At 69.7% G+C, this 16,318-nt stretch carries 13 protein-coding genes and 1 tRNA gene; 8 read left to right on the top strand and 6 right to left on the bottom strand.

Annotation, left to right across the window (positions count from 1 at the left end; genetic code table 11):
- Positions 1-26 precede the first annotated feature (26 nt).
- Together dnaG and G401_RS42820 are read left to right on the top strand one after the other, a co-directional pair.
- A complete protein-coding gene (gene dnaG / locus G401_RS0101925; protein ID WP_027341171.1) occupies positions 27-1,883 on the top strand; it encodes a DNA primase in 1,857 nt (618 codons plus the stop codon).
- On the top strand, positions 1,883-2,314 hold the full coding sequence (locus G401_RS42820; RefSeq protein WP_051366009.1) for a hypothetical protein: 432 nt from the start codon (positions 1,883-1,885) through the stop codon (positions 2,312-2,314). Before dnaG ends, G401_RS42820 begins: the two co-directional genes overlap by 1 nt.
- A 586-nt stretch (positions 2,315-2,900) precedes the next feature.
- Here G401_RS42820 and G401_RS0101915 read toward each other — a convergent pair.
- Positions 2,901-3,962: a S1 family peptidase gene (locus tag G401_RS0101915; protein ID WP_034590401.1), complete on the bottom strand. Its 1,062-nt coding sequence runs from the start codon at positions 3,960-3,962 to the stop codon at positions 2,901-2,903.
- Between the two features lie 265 nt (positions 3,963-4,227).
- On the opposite strand from G401_RS0101915, the gene G401_RS0101910 reads away from it, so the two are divergent.
- The 4 genes from G401_RS0101910 to G401_RS42815 all read left to right on the top strand — a co-directional run bounded on the left by G401_RS0101910 (position 4,228) and on the right by G401_RS42815 (position 8,254).
- Complete coding sequence (locus tag G401_RS0101910; RefSeq protein WP_027341169.1) at positions 4,228-5,157, top strand: ABC transporter ATP-binding protein; 930 nt, start codon at positions 4,228-4,230, stop codon at positions 5,155-5,157.
- Between the two features lie 3 nt (positions 5,158-5,160).
- Positions 5,161-5,955, top strand: a complete 795-nt coding sequence (locus G401_RS0101905; RefSeq protein WP_051366008.1) for an ABC transporter permease — start codon at positions 5,161-5,163, stop codon at positions 5,953-5,955.
- 8 nt (positions 5,956-5,963) lie between these two features.
- Positions 5,964-6,785: an ABC transporter permease gene (locus G401_RS0101900; RefSeq protein ID WP_027341167.1), complete on the top strand. Its 822-nt coding sequence runs from the start codon at positions 5,964-5,966 to the stop codon at positions 6,783-6,785.
- Between the two features lie 239 nt (positions 6,786-7,024).
- Entirely contained in the window at positions 7,025-8,254 is a 1,230-nt protein-coding gene (locus G401_RS42815) for a TIM barrel protein (protein WP_407636820.1), read from the top strand.
- On the opposite strand, the gene G401_RS42810 is transcribed toward G401_RS42815, so the two are convergent.
- Positions 8,241-8,507 (bottom strand): YtxH domain-containing protein, encoded by a 267-nt coding sequence (locus G401_RS42810; protein WP_051366006.1) that lies wholly within the window; start codon positions 8,505-8,507, stop codon positions 8,241-8,243. The genes G401_RS42815 and G401_RS42810 overlap by 14 nt on opposite strands.
- Before the next feature lie 215 nt (positions 8,508-8,722).
- Here G401_RS42810 and G401_RS0101885 point away from each other — a divergent pair.
- Positions 8,723-8,798: transfer RNA gene (locus G401_RS0101885), tRNA-Asn, on the top strand.
- A gap of 47 nt (positions 8,799-8,845) precedes the next feature.
- Here the strand turns inward: G401_RS0101885 and G401_RS0101880 are convergent.
- Positions 8,846-9,577, bottom strand: a complete 732-nt coding sequence (locus G401_RS0101880; RefSeq protein ID WP_245601571.1) for a GrpB family protein — start codon at positions 9,575-9,577, stop codon at positions 8,846-8,848.
- Positions 9,578-9,679: 102 nt separating this feature from the next.
- Positions 9,680-11,296, bottom strand: coding sequence for a pectinesterase family protein (locus G401_RS0101875; protein WP_245601570.1), 1,617 nt, complete (start codon positions 11,294-11,296; stop codon positions 9,680-9,682).
- A gap of 458 nt (positions 11,297-11,754) precedes the next feature.
- Between G401_RS0101875 and G401_RS0101870 the strand changes: the two genes are divergently transcribed.
- Positions 11,755-12,738, top strand: a complete 984-nt coding sequence (locus G401_RS0101870; RefSeq protein ID WP_027341164.1) for a glycoside hydrolase family 11 protein — start codon at positions 11,755-11,757, stop codon at positions 12,736-12,738.
- A gap of 52 nt (positions 12,739-12,790) precedes the next feature.
- Here the strand turns inward: G401_RS0101870 and G401_RS57450 are convergent, their stop codons facing one another.
- Both G401_RS57450 and trpD read right to left on the bottom strand, forming a co-directional pair.
- Positions 12,791-14,437 carry a cellulose-binding domain-containing protein gene (locus G401_RS57450; RefSeq protein ID WP_084556705.1) on the bottom strand — a complete coding sequence of 549 codons (1,647 nt, stop codon included), beginning with the start codon at positions 14,435-14,437 and terminating at the stop codon, positions 12,791-12,793.
- A gap of 176 nt (positions 14,438-14,613) precedes the next feature.
- A complete protein-coding gene (gene trpD, locus G401_RS0101860) occupies positions 14,614-15,642 on the bottom strand; it encodes an anthranilate phosphoribosyltransferase (RefSeq protein WP_027341162.1) in 1,029 nt (342 codons plus the stop codon).
- Positions 15,643-16,318: the final 676 nt, after the last annotated feature.

Genomic DNA, 16,318 nt, shown 5'->3' with positions numbered 1-16,318 from the left:
GTCGGTCCCCGCCTTAGGATGGTGGCATGGCTGGGGGTCGGATACGCGACGAGGACGTCGCGCTCGTGCGCGAGCGTACGGACATCGTCGATGTGATCTCCGAGCAGGTGACGCTGCGGGGCGGCGGCGGGCGCAACCTCAAGGGCCTGTGCCCCTTCCACGACGAGAAGACGCCGTCGTTCACGGTCGCCGCGGACCGCAACGTGTACTTCTGCCACGGCTGCGGCAAGGGCGGCGACGCCATCAACTTCGTGATGGAGATCGACCACCTGCGGTTCACCGAGGCGGTCGAGAAGCTCGCCGCGCGGGCCGGTCTCCAGCTGCGCTACGTCGAGGGCACCGCCGCGCCGGGTTCGCCGCGCCCGCAGCCCGGCCAGCGCCAGCGCCTGGTCGCCGCGCACGTGGCGGCCGCCAAGTTCTACGCCGAGCAGCTGATGACCCCGGGCGCCCGGGCGGCCCGGGAGTTCCTCGCCCAGCGCGGCTTCGACCGGGACGCGGCGACGGCGTACGGGTGCGGGTTCGCGCCGGACTCCTGGGACGCGCTCACCAAGCACCTGCGCCAGCTCGGCTTCACCCCAGAGGAGCTCAACACCGGCGGCCTGGCCAAGCCGGCCCGCTCGGGCAGCCTCATCGACCGGTTCCGCCGCCGGCTCGTGTGGCCGATCCGCGACACCGGCGGCGACGTGATCGGGTTCGGCGCCCGCAAGCTGTTCGAGGACGACGACGGCCCGAAGTACCTCAACACCCCGGAGACCCCGCTCTACAAGAAGTCGACCGTGCTCTACGGCATCGACCTGGCCAAACGTGAGATCGGCAAGCGCGGGCAGGCCGTCATCGTCGAGGGGTACACCGACGTGATGGCGTGCCACCTGGCCGGCGTACCGACGGCGGTGGCGACCTGCGGGACGGCCTTCGGCTCGGAGCACATCTCGGTGCTGCGCCGGATGCTCATGGACACCGACACGTTCAAGGGTGAGATCATCTTCACCTTCGACGGCGACGCCGCCGGGCAGAAGGCCGCGCTCCGCGCCTTCGCCGACGACCAGCGCTTCGTCGGGCAGACCTTCATCGCGGTCGGCCCCGACGGGATGGACCCCTGCGAACTCCGATTGGCCCGCGGCGACGCCTCCGTGCGGGACATGATCGCGAGCCGTGAGCGGCTGGTGTCCTTCGCCCTCCGCACGAAGCTCACCGAATACGATCTCGACAGCCCGGAGGGACGCATCGGCGGGCTCCGGGCGACCGCCCCGCTCGTCGCGCAGATCAAGGACCGCTCGCTCCGTCCCGAGTACGGCCGCATCCTGGCGGGCTGGCTGGGCACGGACGTCGAGACGGTGCAGCAGGCGGTCGCGGCCGCGACCAAGGGCGAGCGCATCGAGACCGCCACGCGTCCGCGGACCCGCCCCGACGACCCGCAGCTCCTGGTCGAACGGGAGGCGCTCAAGCTGGCCATCCAGGCACCGGTGCTGGCCGGCCCGCTGTTCGACAACGCCGAGGCCGACTGCTACACCGATCCTCTCCACGTCCAGGTGCGCCAGGCGATCCACGCGGCCGGCGGGGCGTCCCGGGGCGTCGCCGGAGCCAACTGGATCGCGGCCGTCACCGGCCAGTGCGACGACCTCATGGCGCAGTCGCTCGTCGCCCAACTGGCCGTCGAGGAGTTCCGCTACGACGGCGAGGCCGACCCCCACTACGTCCACGTCACCGTCGCCCGGCTCCAGCTGGCCCAGGTCGACCGGCGCGTACACGCCGTGAAATCGCGGCTGCAGCGGATCAATCCGGTGACGCAGAAGGACGAGTACTTCGGCCTCTTCAACGATCTCGTCTCGATGGAGACCACCGCCCGCGCCCTGCGCGAACAGGCATCGACAGGACTTCTCTGATGGCATCCTTCTTCGCGAGACGCGCGCTGCCGAAGGCGTACCGGGAGCTGTTCGCGCCGGGTGAGCGCACGCTGGCCTGGGCCGCCCGCGCCGACGGCGAGGAAGCCGGCCTGGTCGTCGCGACGAATCTGGGACTCTGGGTCGAGCGGCAGCGCATCGGCTGGCACGAGATCACCAAAGCGGTCTGGGACGGCTCCTGCCTCACGGTGACGATCAGCGAGATCGTCGACGGCGAGGTGGACCCGGTGACGATCCGGGACCGGGAGTCGCTGAAACTGACCCTCATCGAGCCCGGCCACCTGCCCCACCAGGTACGTCAGCGGGTCACGGCGTCGGTCGTCAGCTCCGACCTCAACGCCGACGGGTCGCGCCTGGTGGGCCGCCGCATCCCCGGAGTCGACGGCATCGCCTGGACGCTCCACCTACCCTGAAGATCATTTTATAGGCATCAGCCACCGTCGTCCGGTCAGCGTTTCACCCGAACCCCCGACCGGCTTGTGTCAGCCCGGCCTTTGTCCCGACTGTGCGACTTGTGCGCCCGCCGGCGACCGATGAGGTGATCGTTTGCGGCTGAGGTGTAGAAAAGGCGTCCCGATGCATGATCGTTTACGGGTCTGGAACGCGTTGACCGACTTCCGCTACACCTGACGCGTAAATGATCATGCGGATCGGGCCGGATTTACACCTCAGCCGCAAACGATCACGAACAGTGGCGGGGCATCGCCGCCGCGAACGATCAGCCACGAGTCGACCCGCCCAACGCGATTTCGGACAGTCGGGACAAAGTCCGGGTGGGGCTTGGGGTGAACGGTGACCGAACCGCGGTGGACGATGCTTCGCCCCACTGTGCTGGCAGTGGAGTCCCCGGAGCGCAGCGACAGGGGCGGAACGGTCTCCCGCGGGAGGAGCGGAAGTGAGATCGACGAACCCGGGACAAAAGAATCTGAAGATTTTCGACGTGGACATGGGTGCTCCCGGGCGCCGGGGGGAAGGACGCCCGGGAGCGGAGGGTGCGGATCAGGCGACGCCCGAGACCGTGACGCCGTAGACGCTGAGCGCCTCGGTGACCGGCTGGAAGTAGGTCGTCCCGCCGCTGGAGCAGTTGCCGCTGCCGCCGGAGGTCAGGCCCAGCGCGATCGAGCCGTCGAACAGCGAGCCGCCGCTGTCGCCGCCCTCGGCGCACACGTTGGTGCGGATGAGGCCGGTGACGGTACCTTCGGCGTACCGGACGGTGGCGCCGGTCTGCTGGACGGTGCCGCTGTGTACGCCGGTCGTGCTGCCGGAGCGCTTCACAGCCTCACCGACGTACGCGTTCGCCGACGAGCTGATGGTCTGGCTGCCGCTGTACAGGTTGACGGTGCCGGGGTGGGCCACGCCGCTCGCGAACTTGACGATCGCGTAGTCGTTGCCGGGGAAGCTCGATCCCGAGGTGGTGCCGAGCAGTGACGTGTGGGCCGAGTTCGCGTACCAGGTGCTGGCGATGTTGCCGCAGTGCCCGGCCGTGAGGAAGTAGTAGGTCGAGCCGCTGCGCACGTTGAAGCCCAGCGAGCACCGGTACTGCCCGCCGTAGATCGCCGTGCCGCCGTTGATCCGGAGGCTGAACACGCCGGGCGTCTGCTCGACGCGTACGGTGTCGCCGATCTTCGCGGCGGCCGCCTGGACCTGGGCGTAGCGGGCTCCGGTCACCGTCGAGTCGACCGTGATGACGACCTGGTTGGAGGCGGGATCAACGCCCCAGGCGATGCCGGAACCGGGGATGGTGCGGTCGACCTGCCCGGCGGCGGAGCTCAACGCGGCGGCGCTGTGCCGCACGAGCCGGGCCGTGGCGCCGGACGAGCGGACCAGGGCGGCGGCCGCGTCGTCGGTGACCGTGACGACGGGCTTGCCGGTGACCTGGTCGAGGTAGAAGCCGGCGCTGCGGTCGCCGAGTCCGGCGACGAGGTTGGCGGCGCCCAGCGCGGTGGCGTGCGGGGCGGCCGCGTTCGCGGCACCGGGTGCGACCGCCGTCGCGAAGAAGAATGCGGTCGCTGCCGCGCCGATCACGGCGGCGTGGCGTAGGGAGAGCTTGGTGAAGCTCACGATGTCCTCCTTGGGGGTAGAGGAGTTCCGTGATTGCAGATATTCCCATTCACCGCTTTTGATGGCAAGGCTTACGACGAAGATTATCGATATGTTACGTGCCGTGATCTCGTGTTGATCCGGCTTGGATCAGGGAAACCAGCCGAATCTTGGTCCATGATCACGTGCGATTCCCTGATCCAAACCGGATCATGGGGGTGGCGGGCATTCGGGCCGGGGCGTATTCGGGTTGGGTTTGTCGTACCTCGGGTCTAGGGTCGGCCCCGTGACTGTGCAGCCCCTGATTCATGCCCGTGGCCTGGTGAAACGCTTCGGCGACTTCACCGCCGTCGCCGGCATCGACCTCGACGTCGCCCCCGGTGAGGCGTTCGGCTTCCTGGGGCCGAACGGCGCCGGCAAGAGTTCGACGATGCGGATGATCGGCTGCGTCTCGACCCCCACCGAGGGCACGCTGAGCATCCTCGGCATGGACCCCGTCCGGGACGGCGTCAAGATCCGTGCCCGCCTCGGCGTCTGCCCGCAGCTGGACAACCTCGACCCGGACCTCACCGTCGCGGAGAACCTGACGACCTACGCGCGCTACTTCGGCCTGCCCCGGGCCGAGGGCCGCCGCCGCGCGGCGGAGCTGCTGGAGTTCGTTCAGCTGAGCGACCGCGCGGAGAGCAAGGTCGACCCGCTCTCCGGCGGCATGAAGCGCCGGCTCACCATCGCCCGGGCCATGGTCAACCAGCCGGACCTCGTCCTGCTCGACGAGCCGACCACCGGCCTCGACCCGCAGGCCCGCCACCTGCTCTGGGAGCGGCTGTTCCGGCTCAAGCAGCAGGGCGTCACGCTGGTGCTGACCACGCACTACATGGACGAGGCCGAGCAGCTCTGCGACCGCCTGGTCGTCATGGACGCCGGCCGGATCGTGGCCGAGGGCTCGCCCCGCTCGCTCATCGAGACCCACTCCACCCGCGAGGTGGTCGAGCTGCGTTACGGCGACACCCCGCTGGAGAGCCTGCGCGGCAAGCTCGACGGCGTGGGGGAGCGCATCGACGTCCTGCCCGACCGCATCCTGCTGTACGCGGACGACGGCGACGCGGCCGTCGCCGAGGTGCACCGGCGGGACCTGGCGCCGTCGAGCGTACTGGTGCGCCGGTCCAGTCTCGAGGACGTCTTCCTGAACCTCACCGGCCGGACCCTGGTGGACTGAGCGATGGCGACCGCGATGGTGGCCACGCTGGAGCGCGAACTCGTGCTCTACCGTCGGCTGTGGAAGGCTTCCGCACTCTCCTCGTTCCTGCTGCCGCTGCTGTTCGTGCTGAGCATCGGTGTCGGCGTCGGCCGCTACGTCGACGCCAACGGCGGCCTCGGCGGGGTCGACTACCTCAGCTACATCGCGCCGGGCGTCCTGGTGACGACGGCGTTCCAGATCGCGGTCGGGGAGTCGACGTATCCCGTCCTCGGCGGTTTCAAATGGGTGCGCTCGTACCACGCGATGCGGGCCGCCCCGGTCGCGCCGCGCGACATGGTCGGCGGGCACCTGCTGTTCCTCGCCTTCCGGGCGCTGCTCGCGACGATCGCGTTCCTCATCGTGGTCGGCTTCTTCGGCGCGATCCACTCCTGGCTGACCGTCCTGACCCTGCCGATCGCGGCCCTGCTCGCGGTGGCCTCGGCCGCCCCGGTCACGGCGTTCGCCGCCACGATCGAGAACGACAACTACTTCGCGATCCTGTTCCGCTTCGGGCTGATCCCGGCGACCCTGTTCTCCGGGGTCTTCTTCGACGTCAACCAGCTGCCGCTGTGGATCCGCCCGCTCGCCTGGGTCTCGCCGCTGTGGCACGCCGTCGTGCTGTCGCGCTCGGCGATGCTCGGGCAGGCGCCCCATCCCGGGGCGTCGGCCGGCTGGAACGCCGTCTTCATCGCCGGGCACGTCGCGTACCTGGGCGTGTGGGCGGTCGTCGGGGTGCTGCTCGCGGTCTGGCGCTTCACCAAGAGACTTCAGGACTAGGCGGAGACATGGTCACCACTTTCGTCGCCACCGCGGGACTCCGGACGGGCACGCTGTCGCCCGGCCGGATCGGCGCGGTCATCAGCCGCAACATCGGGCCGCTGCGGTCCGGGCCGGCGTACTGGGTCGTGCTCGTGTCCGGCTTCTTCGAGCCGCTGTTCTACCTGCTGTCCATCGGCCTCGGGGTCGGCGCGCTGGTCAAGAACATCACCCTCGTCGACGGCTCCGTCCTGAGCTACGCGCAGTTCGTCGCGCCGGCCATGCTCGCCACCTCGGCGATGAACGGCGCGATGGCCGAGACCACGTTCAACTTCTTCTTCAAGTTCAAGTACATCAAGACGTACGACGCCATGCTGGCCACGCCGGTGCAGCCGTTCGAGATCGCGATGGGCGAGCTGATCTGGGCGATGATCCGGGGCTCGCTCTACACCGCCGTGTTCCTCGGGATCATGGTGGCGATGAAGCTGGCCGCGTTCGGCTGGGCGGTCGCGGCCTTCCCGGCGACCGTGCTGGTGGGCTTCGCGTTCGGCGCCGTCGGCATGGCCTTCAGCACGCTCATGCGCGGCTGGCAGGATTTCGACCTGCTCACCACGGCGCAGTTCGCGCTGTTCCTGTTCTCCGGGACGTTCGCCCCGATCGAGAACTACCCGCCGGCCATCCAGGTGATCATCGAGTGCACGCCCCTCTACCATGCCGTCGGTCTGGTACGCGACCTCGCGACGGGCGTACCCGACTGGGCGACCGTGGGGCACGCGGCGTACCTGGTCGTGATGGTGGTCGTGGGGCTCTGGTTCACGGGCCGCCGGCTCGAGGCCATGCTGCTGAAATAGGCGTTCGCGCGCACGGCCGGACACGGCACGTTTTGTGTCGTTGATCCGACATGACCTGGGGGTCCGGCCGTGCCGCGTGGGATCGTAAGACCAGCGGTCCACCGGATGTCTCATGTGGATTGTCAGGTGCGGCAAGATCCTATACGGTCACTCCCACAGGGGCTGGAGGTGGCTTGATGCGTCTACGGCATCGTGACGGTCAGACCGTTCACCTCGCCTACGGCACGAACGTGCGCCACGTGACCGACCTTCGCGGGATCCTCGCCCAACTCGACTCCGACGCCGTCCCCGTCCGCGAGGAACTCGGCGTCGATCTGCTCGGACTCGGGCTGTGGCTCGCCGCACCGGTCGCCGCCGCACTGGCCGCGTCGTACTCGCTGCGTACGCGATTACGTTCCGAACTGGCCGCCCGCGGGCTCGAAGTCGTGACCTTGAACGGCTTCCCCTACCGATCACCGGGTTCGTCCACCGAGGACGGCCGACGGTTGCCGTCCCCCCGGCCGGCCGCGGAGGTCCACAAGACGGCGGAGACCGCCGTGGGCTGGCCCGAGGCCGGCGACAGCGCCCTGACCCCGCAGAAGCGGGCCGTCTACCGGCCCGACTGGAGCGAACGGGAGCGCCTCGAATACACGCTCGACCTGGCCCGCGTCCTCTGCGATCTGATGCCGGACGACGCCGAGCGGGGTTCGGTCTCGACGGTGCCGATCGGCTGGCGCGAACCCTGGGACGAGGAGCGCGGCGCCCGGGCGGACCGGCTGCTGGAGGATCTGGCCGACGGGCTCGCCGAGATCACCTGGCATACCGGGCGTCTGGTCCGGATCGGCTTCGAGCCGGAGCCGGGCTGCCTCATCGAGACCAGCGCGCAGGCGGTTGAGCGGCTCTCCGACATCGACCCCAATTTCCTCGGCATCTGCCTCGACCTCGCCCATCTCGCCTGTGCCTGGGAGACGCCGGAGGAGGCGATGGCGAACCTGCGCGCGCACCGGCTGCAGGTCGTGAAGGTGCAGCTGTCGGCCGCGCTGGTGGCCGACGATCCCGCGCAGGCGATGGCCGTCCTCGGCGCGTACGCCGAACCCCGCTTCCCGCATCCCGTACGCCGTCCCGACGGCAAGGGCGCGGACGACCTACCCGAGGCGTTCGCGGGGGATCTGGACGGGCCGTGGCGCGTACACGTCCACGTCCCGTTGCACAGCGAGGCTCCGGCTCCGCTGACGACGACCCTGCCGATCGCCTGGGCGGCCCTCGACCAGCTGTTCGCCGGCGCCGACGCGCTGACCGACCACGTGGAGGTCGAGACGGCCACGTGGGCGTACCGGCAACCCCATCCCGACGTGGCGGACCTGGCCGCCGAGGTCGCGTACGCGCACACCCGGCTGAGCGAGATCGGGCTGACCGGCCCCGCCCGGCCGCCCCGCCCGGTACGAGACCAGGAGCGGCGGCCGGCGGATGCGGGGGTCACGCACCGTTGATGCGTGCCTCGGCGTCGGTCACGGAACGGTCGAACCTGTGCGTGTAGGTGCCGACCTTCTCCTGGACCTTGTCCTTGGCGGTGTCGACCAGGCGGGCCGTCTGTTCGCGGGCGACCCCGGCCGCCTCCTGCACGGTAGGGCTCTCCCACAGCTGCCGCGCCGAGCGCACCAGCTTGTCGTACTGCTCCCGGCCGGCCCGGGCGCCGAGCACATACCCGACGGCCGCACCGGCGACGAACCACATCTTGCTCATCTCCGTGCCTCCCTCCTGTTGTCCTGTACGCGGTGATGCCCCGTTTCGGGGTCGCCTACACCTCGGACGAACGTTCTCGTGAAGATTGTCCCTTTCCTGGGCCTGTGTCGGCGCCGCAACACGAAGGGATACCCACTCGCGTCGGCCCCTGGGAGTTGTGTAGTCTTGTGCAGTCGCCCGGGCGCGGAGATCTTCTCCAGCGTCCGGAACTGCGATCCCCGATAGCTCAATTGGCAGAGCAGCCGGCTGTTAACCGGCAGGTTCTTGGTTCGAGTCCAAGTCGGGGAGCCAGAACCACAACGAAGAAGCCCAGGACTCCGGTCCGGGCTTCTTGTCGTTCAGGGCTGCCAGCCGGTGTCGGCGGCCCACTGCTCGGCGACGCCGACGACCAGGTCGACGACGGGATCCTTCACATCGGTGTACGCGTCCCGGTCCGCCACGCTGTCCGCGAGCACCCGCTTGAAACTCGCGTACGCCGGGACCGCCGCAGGATGCGCCCGGAACCAGTCGCGAAAAAGGAGCGCCAGCCGCTCGTTCGGCGCGCCCGCGACGCGTACGTGCAGGTTGACGTCGCCGGCTGGATGGTGGTGCCGGTGCCAGTAGCGCTTGGCCCAGCGGTCGGGTGCGTCGGCGCTGCCGGCCGGCACGTGATCCTGCTGGAAGGGCGTACGCGCGAACCCGAGCCGGGCAAGCGGTTCGTCGAACGCCTTGGCGGCAGGGTCCAGGGCGGCGACGCTGACCTGAAGGTCCAGCAGATCCTTGGCGGCCATGCCCGCGATGGCGGTGCTGCCGATGTGGTCGATCCGCAGCGCCCGCGGGCCGAGGCTGTCCGCCAGTTCGGCGATCAGTGCCCGGGCCCGGTCCGGCCAGCGGTCGTCGTAGCCGACCACCCGCGCCCGGTCGACGGCCTGGTAGGTGAGCGCCTGGGCGACGACAACCCGGTCGCCGTCGAAGGTCAGCGCCGGCGAACCGTGAAGTTCGTAGCCGTCGGCCAGCGCGGCGCTCACCCGCTCGCAGAACGTGGCATCGTCGGGTCCGGTCAGCACCCGGTACGGCAGCGGCCCAGTCACGGTGATCATGGTAGTCCCCGGCACCGCACCGTTACCCGTGCGCAGGCGGTGGTCCCGGCCTCCCCCGGCGGCAGGCCGGGACCACCCTGTCGCGGGCCGGACCTAGGGGATCGGGTTCCAGCCGTCCGATCCCGCCAGGTACTTCTGCGCCGTGTAGTTCGCCGCCTGCGCGGCGGTCAGCTGCGGGCGGTCCGCGGTGACCGTGCTGCCCGGCCCCGTGTTCGCGTACTCGCTGAATCGAGCGTCGCGCCACGAGAAGCCGGACATGTCGTCCCAGGGTGAGGGCAGGATGTGCGCGCCCATCGCCGACTCGCGGTAGAGGACCTGGGCGATGGCGTTGACGTCGCCGCCGGGGTGCCACGGGCGTCCCAGGTGGACGCTCTGGGCGGCGACGCCGGACGCCGCGGTGAGCGAGCACTGGGTGAAGAGGAACCCGTACGCGGTGGTGTTGCTGGTCGAGGCGGCGGTGACGTAGCCGTTGTTGGTGGTGGAGCCGCGGTTGAGCGAGCGGATCTCGCAGTGGTCGAAGACGGCGGTGCCGCGGCCGAAGATGAAGTCGACGTCGCCTTCGACGTAGCAGTTGCGGTAGTACGCGCGGCCGATCGTGGTGGTGCTCGGGGAACTGGGCTGGAGGGTGTCCTGGTTGCCGAGGAACCTGACGTTGTCGAAGATCAGCCGGTCGCCGCGGGTGGTGACCGCTACCGCCTGTTCGGCGTCGTAGCTGTGGGCGGCCTCGTCGAACGCGTTGGCGAAGGTGAGGTTCTTGGCGGTGAAGTCGTTGGCGTCGATGACGACCGAGGAGCTTCCGGTCGTTCCGTAGGTGCCGCTGCCGTCCGGCTTGGGCGTACCGGCGGCGTTGTCGTAGGTGATGACGACGTCGGTCGCGTTGCCCGTGGTGCCGACGAAGGAGATGTAGGGCTTGGTGGCGGGCACGGTCACCAGCTCGCGGTAGGTGCCCGGCTTGATCGAGATCGTCACGCGCTTCGTGTTGCCCGCCGGTACGCCGTTCACCGCCGCCTGCACGGTCGTGTAGTTGCCGGTGCCGTCCTTGGCCACCACGATCGTCGTTCCGGTGGGGGACGGGGACGGGCTGGGACTTCCGGTGTCCGCCACCGAGATGTCGTCGAAGGAGGCGGTGGCGTAGTAGGTCGCGACGCCGATGCCGCCGGCCGTGAACTGCGAGTCGGTCGCCGTGAGTGTCGGCCCGCCCGCGACCGAGCCGCGCAGCGTCGATCCGGACACCGTCAGCGACAGCGTGTACCAGGTGCCGGCCGTGACCGTGGCGGCGGCGGTCGCCAGCGTGGTCGAGGAGCCGTTGACGAGCTTCTTCAACTCGAACACGTTCGTCGAGCGCAGGGTCACGTAGTAGTAGCTCGTGTCCGACTGCGTACGCGCGAGCAGGGCGACGAACCGGTTGGAACCGTTGAACGCCAACGGTTTCACCCGGGCGGTGACGGTGTAGTTCGTCCAGGAGGCCGAGCCGGCCCGGGACCGGGCGTCCAGGGTCGAGGCGGACTGCCGCAGCGCGTTCGAGCCGTCGGCGACGACCGACCACGTGCCGGCCGAACCGGTCCAGCCGGTCGCGTTGCCGTCCTCGAAGTCGTCGGTGAACAGGGTCGCGGCGCTGGCGCCGGTGCTCAGCGCGGCGCCGACGAGGACGGCGAGCAGGCCGGCGGCCGGCCCGGCGAGCGACCGCCGCCAGGTGCGGGGGAGTGTCATGGGACGGGTCCTTCCGTGGAGCGGCCGCGGACGTGCTGGGCGAGCGGCCGGGAATCGGGACGGGAAAGCGCTTTCCGATTCGGAACGTACGCCTCCGCGTTCCCGCATGTCAATCGATACTCATCACGGTGAGGGTGCTGAGCAGCATCCGGAAATCGACCGAAACTTGCGGTGATTCAGGGCGTGCCGACAATCGCCAGGCGGCGAGTGAAGGCGATTCGAGCTGTAAGGCAGCGCCCGAAACTGTTCCGGAAGTTGTTGACACTCCATTCTCGGCGGTCACATACTTCAGCCATCGACGGATCCCTACAACCGTCGCCCCGGGTCCCGTCCTGACCTGGGCCTCCGGGCCGCCGCTCCCACCGGCGACCACCCAATCCCGGGTACCGCGGCCGGCTCTTTCCACCGGCCCGATCAACGCTGCCCCGGCCCGCCCGGCCGGGGGAGAAGGAGGAACCATGAAGCACGACCACCCCGCTCCCACGAGAAGGCGAGGCCGGCTGCTCACCGCGAGCGTGCTCGTCGGCGCGCTGCTCGCCGCGGTGGTGCTGCCCGGCACCGCCAACGCCGCCATCACGTCCAACCAGACCGGCACGAACAACGGCTACTTCTACTCGTTCTGGTCCGACGGCGGCGGGTCCAGCTCGATGACGCTCGGCTCCGGCGGCAACTACAGCACCTCGTGGAGCAACGTCGGCAACTTCGTCGCCGGCAAGGGCTGGAGCACCGGCGGCCGGATGAGCGTCAACTACTCCGGCAGCTTCAACCCGTCGGGGAACGCGTACCTGTCGCTCTACGGGTGGACGACGAATCCGCTCGTCGAGTACTACATCGTCGACAACTACGGGACCTACCGCCCGACCGGCACGTACAAGGGCACGGTCTCCAGTGACGGCGGCACGTACGACATCTACGAGACGACGCGTACGAACGCACCGTCGATCATCGGCACGGCCACGTTCAACCAGTACTGGAGCGTGCGGCAGTCGAGGCGTACGGGCGGGACGATCACGACCGGCAACCACTTCGACGCCTGGGCGAGCCACGGCATGGGCCTCGGCGCCTTCAACTACATGGTCCTGGCCACCGAGGGCTACCAGAGCAGCGGCAACTCCAACATCACCATCGGCGGGACCGGTGGCGGCGGTGGCGGGGGCGGAGGAGGCGGCGGTGGCGGTGGCGGCTGCACCGCGACGCTCTCGGCCGGCCAGCAGTGGAGCGACCGCTACAACCTCAACGTCGCGGTCACCGGCTCCAGCAACTGGACCGTGACGATGACCCTGCCGTCGCCGGAGAAGATCATCGCCACCTGGAACGTCGGCGCGACCTGGCCGAGCGCGCAGGTTCTCACGGCGAAACCCAACGGCAGCGGCAACAACTGGGGCGTGACGATCCAGGCCAACGGCACGTGGACCTGGCCGACCGTCTCCTGCAGTGCGTGATCCCTGGTTCGGCGGAGGGGCCGCCGCCGCGCGACGGCCCCTCCTGCATCACTCAAGGACTGGTGCAGGTGATGCCGTTGGCCGATCCCGTACCGGTGCCGAGGAAGCCGAAGGTCGTCGACCCGCCGGCCCCCAGCGATCCGTTGTACGACAGGTTCTTCACGGTCGCCGAACCGCCGCTGACGGTCAGCGTCCCGTTCCACACCTGGCTGATCGTCTGTCCACTCGCGAGCGTCCAGCGTACGGTCCAGCCGTTGATCGCGGAGGAACCGGCGGTCACGGTGACCTCACCCTGGAAGCCGCCCTGCCACGCGTTGACCGTCCGGTACGCCGCCGCGCACGCCCCGCCGACGGGCGGTGGCGAGGAAGCGGGCGGTGAGGAGGGCGGCGGCGAAGAGGGCGGCGGCGAAGAGGGGGAAGGCGACGGCGATCCCGGGGAGTCCGAGAGGGTCGGCGTGGTCCAGGTCCGCCAGTCGGCCAGGTTGCCGGCCTTCAGGCTGGAGATCCGGAACGTGCCGGCCGCGTTGCCCGTCTTCAGCAGGAACTTCTGCAGGTTCTGCTGGAGCGGGACCTTCCACTCGGGACGGACGGCGCAGTGCGTGCCGTCCGCGACGTCGGACCAGTAGGTGATGTTGTCACCCGCGCCGAGCGCCTTGTACACCTCCGCGCCGGCCAGCGCGGAGACGCTGCCCGACCGCGCCGCCAGCCAGTCGATGTGCGGGTTCTCCATCACGAGCAGGCCGCGCGGCGCGATCATCGCGACCGTCTCATGCGTGTCGACCGGCAGGGCGTTCGGATTTCCCGTGTACGCGCTGAAGGCGTCCCCGAGCCACGGCTGCTCCGAGTACGCGCTGGACAGCGGCTGCGCCCCGGACTCGCCCGCGATGCCGCGCAGGATCGGGACGCCGCCGGAGCCGGACTCGATCGGCATCGTCAACGCGATCCGCTGGTCGAAGGCGCCGATGGCGAAGGCGCCCTTGCCGTACCGGGAGCAGCCGGTGACGCCGAGCGCGTCCGCCTTGAGGATGCTCGCGCCGGACTGCTCGATGACGTCGATCAGCCGGCTGACCCCCCAGGCCCAGGCGGCTTCGAGACCGGTCGTGCTGGTCGCGCCGTAGATGCTGTAGAAGGCGCCCTGCTTGCTGGTGCGGGGCGTGCCTTCCTTGCCGACGGCCAACGGGTCGTAATTGATCACGGCCACTCCGGCCGCCTGGATCGTCGCCGTGTCGGCTCCCAGGCCGCCGACGACGAACACGGCCGGGAACGGTCCCGTGCCGCTGGGCAGGCTGACGCTCGCCGAGAAGCTCGCGCTGCGCCCGCTGTCGGAGACGCTGACCGAGATCGCCGTACGCGTCACCGACCCGGTCACGCCGGCCGGCTTGCCGGGTTTCGTGCCGTAGACCGAGCGCTCGGCGAGTTTCCTGATCTCCTCTCGGCGGCACCGCCAATCCGACTTGGCGGTGATCCGCGTACCGTCGATCTTCTTGAAGGGGTCGGGGAGCCTGCTGTCGCTGGGCGTGGAGCCGGGCAGGGACACCGCGCAGTCGGCCCCCTCGTCCTCGACCCCGGCCGCCGAGGCGGCGAGGGCGGTGGTGGGGGTTCGGCTGAGCACTGTGGCCGCTCCCGTGACGGCGAGGGTCGCGGCGGTGACCGCGACGATCGTCGAACGGAACAGGGAGCGGCCCGATTCGATGGCCACTGTGGGCCTCCTTCCGGGCGGAGAAGGATGCGACAACGTGATCGATGATCACGTATGTCAGGGCAGCCTCCAGCCTCCGCGAGGAAACGCATGAGCGTCAATATGTTCCGGAAATTTTCGGTCCCACGGCCCGTAGTAGGACGCTCCATAGTGGCTTTCCACTGCTGTGTGTGGCACTAGGGCAGCGGAAAATTCCGGTTGCTCGCCTCGATCCACCGGGACAGGGTCGCGGCCGCCCGGCCCGTGTCGACCGCCTCCGCGCAGATCTTGAGCGCCGCGCGGAACCCGTCGGGCTCCGGTGCCGCCCCCCGCGCGACGAGTACCGCACCGGCGGCGTTGAGCAGGACGGCGTCGCGTACCGGGCCGGGGCGGCCGGCGACGAGATCGTGGACGACGCGGACGTTGTCGGCGGCCGATCCGCCGCGCAGACCGTCCCCGTCCGGGCGGGGAATGCCCAGCTCGGCCGGATCGAGGACGGACGCGGTCGCGGCGCCGTCGCGTACGCGCCACAGGTGCGAAGGCGCCGCCGTGCTCAGCTTGTCGAGGCCGTCCCCGCCGCGGACCACGAGCGCGTCGGCACCGCGTACGCGCAGGGTCTCCACGATCGCGGGCAGCAGCCGGGGATCGGCCACGCCGATCAGCCGATGGGTCGGCTCGGCCGGATTGATCAGCGGCCCCAGCGCGTTGAACACCGTCGGTACGCCGAGCGCGCGGCGTACGGGTCCGGCGTGTCTCATGCCCGGGTGCAGGGCCGCCGCGAAGAGGAACGTGATCCCGGCTTCCCGGGCGACCCGGACATGCTGTTCGGGCGTCAGATCCAGCGGTACGCCGAGCGCCTCGACGAGGTCGGCCGATCCGGCGCTGCCGGCCGAGGCCGCCCGGCCACCGTGCTTCACGACGGTCCGGCCGGTCGCGGCGACGACCACGGCCGCCATGGTCGAGATGTTGACCGCGTTCGTGCCGTCCCCGCCGGTGCCCGCGATGTCCACGGTCGGCCCCGGGACCGGTACGCGTACAGCGGCCTGGAGGAGCGCGTCGACGAGCCCTGCGATCTCGACGGCGGTTTCGCCCTTGGCCCGCAGGGCGACGAGGAAGCCGGCGATGCGGACCGGGTCGGCGGCGCCGAGCACGATCTCCGTCATGGCGGCGGCGGCCTGCTCGCGGGAGAGGTCCTCGCGGGCGAGCAGGCGGGCGAGCGTGTTCATCCGTGTCCTTGTCGATCGGGGCCGCCGACCGGGAGCTGGACAGGAACGACAGCCGCCGGAAGCGGCGGCCGTGGGATGCGCGCGGGGGCCGCCTAGGAGGCGGGCCACCACTGCGCGCGGAACGTCATGGCGGGAGTGTAGCCAAGATCTTTAGAGAGGCCGGCAGTAGGCCCCAGCATCTTGGCAGCGGGGCGCCGCAGGGGGCCGGCGGATCCCGAGAGCCTACTGCCGGACGCTCTTATAAGAATTGTGTCCCGGGTTCGTCGATCTCGCCTCCGCTCCTCCCGCGGGAGACCGCTCCGGCCCCTCCGCTTCGCTCCGAGGCCTCCACTGCCAGGTTTCTGGGGCGACGCATTCTTCACCGCGGTTCGGTCACCGTTTCACCCGTCACTCCCAGCCTTTGTCGCGACTGTCTGATATGGAGGCGGTGGCGATCCTCAGCGGCTTGATCATGTAACGCCATTCCGGCGCCGTGACCGACCTGGCCTTGATCATGTAACGCCATATCGGCGGGAGAGCGCGTTCTCGCCGAAATAGCGTTACATGATCAAGGAGGTAGCCGCGATCATGCCGAGCTGCGATCGGATCCGCCAGGCGTTTGTCCCGACTTTCCGGTTTCGCGACCGCCCAGCCTTGATCATGTGATGCGTATATGTCGAAAAACCCTGCCTGGCGA

Source organism: Hamadaea tsunoensis DSM 44101, from assembly GCF_000428945.1.
GTDB lineage: Bacteria > Actinomycetota > Actinomycetes > Mycobacteriales > Micromonosporaceae > Hamadaea > Hamadaea tsunoensis.
Note: the sequence above shows the minus strand (reverse complement) of the source record. Positions and strands in the feature narration are given on the sequence as shown.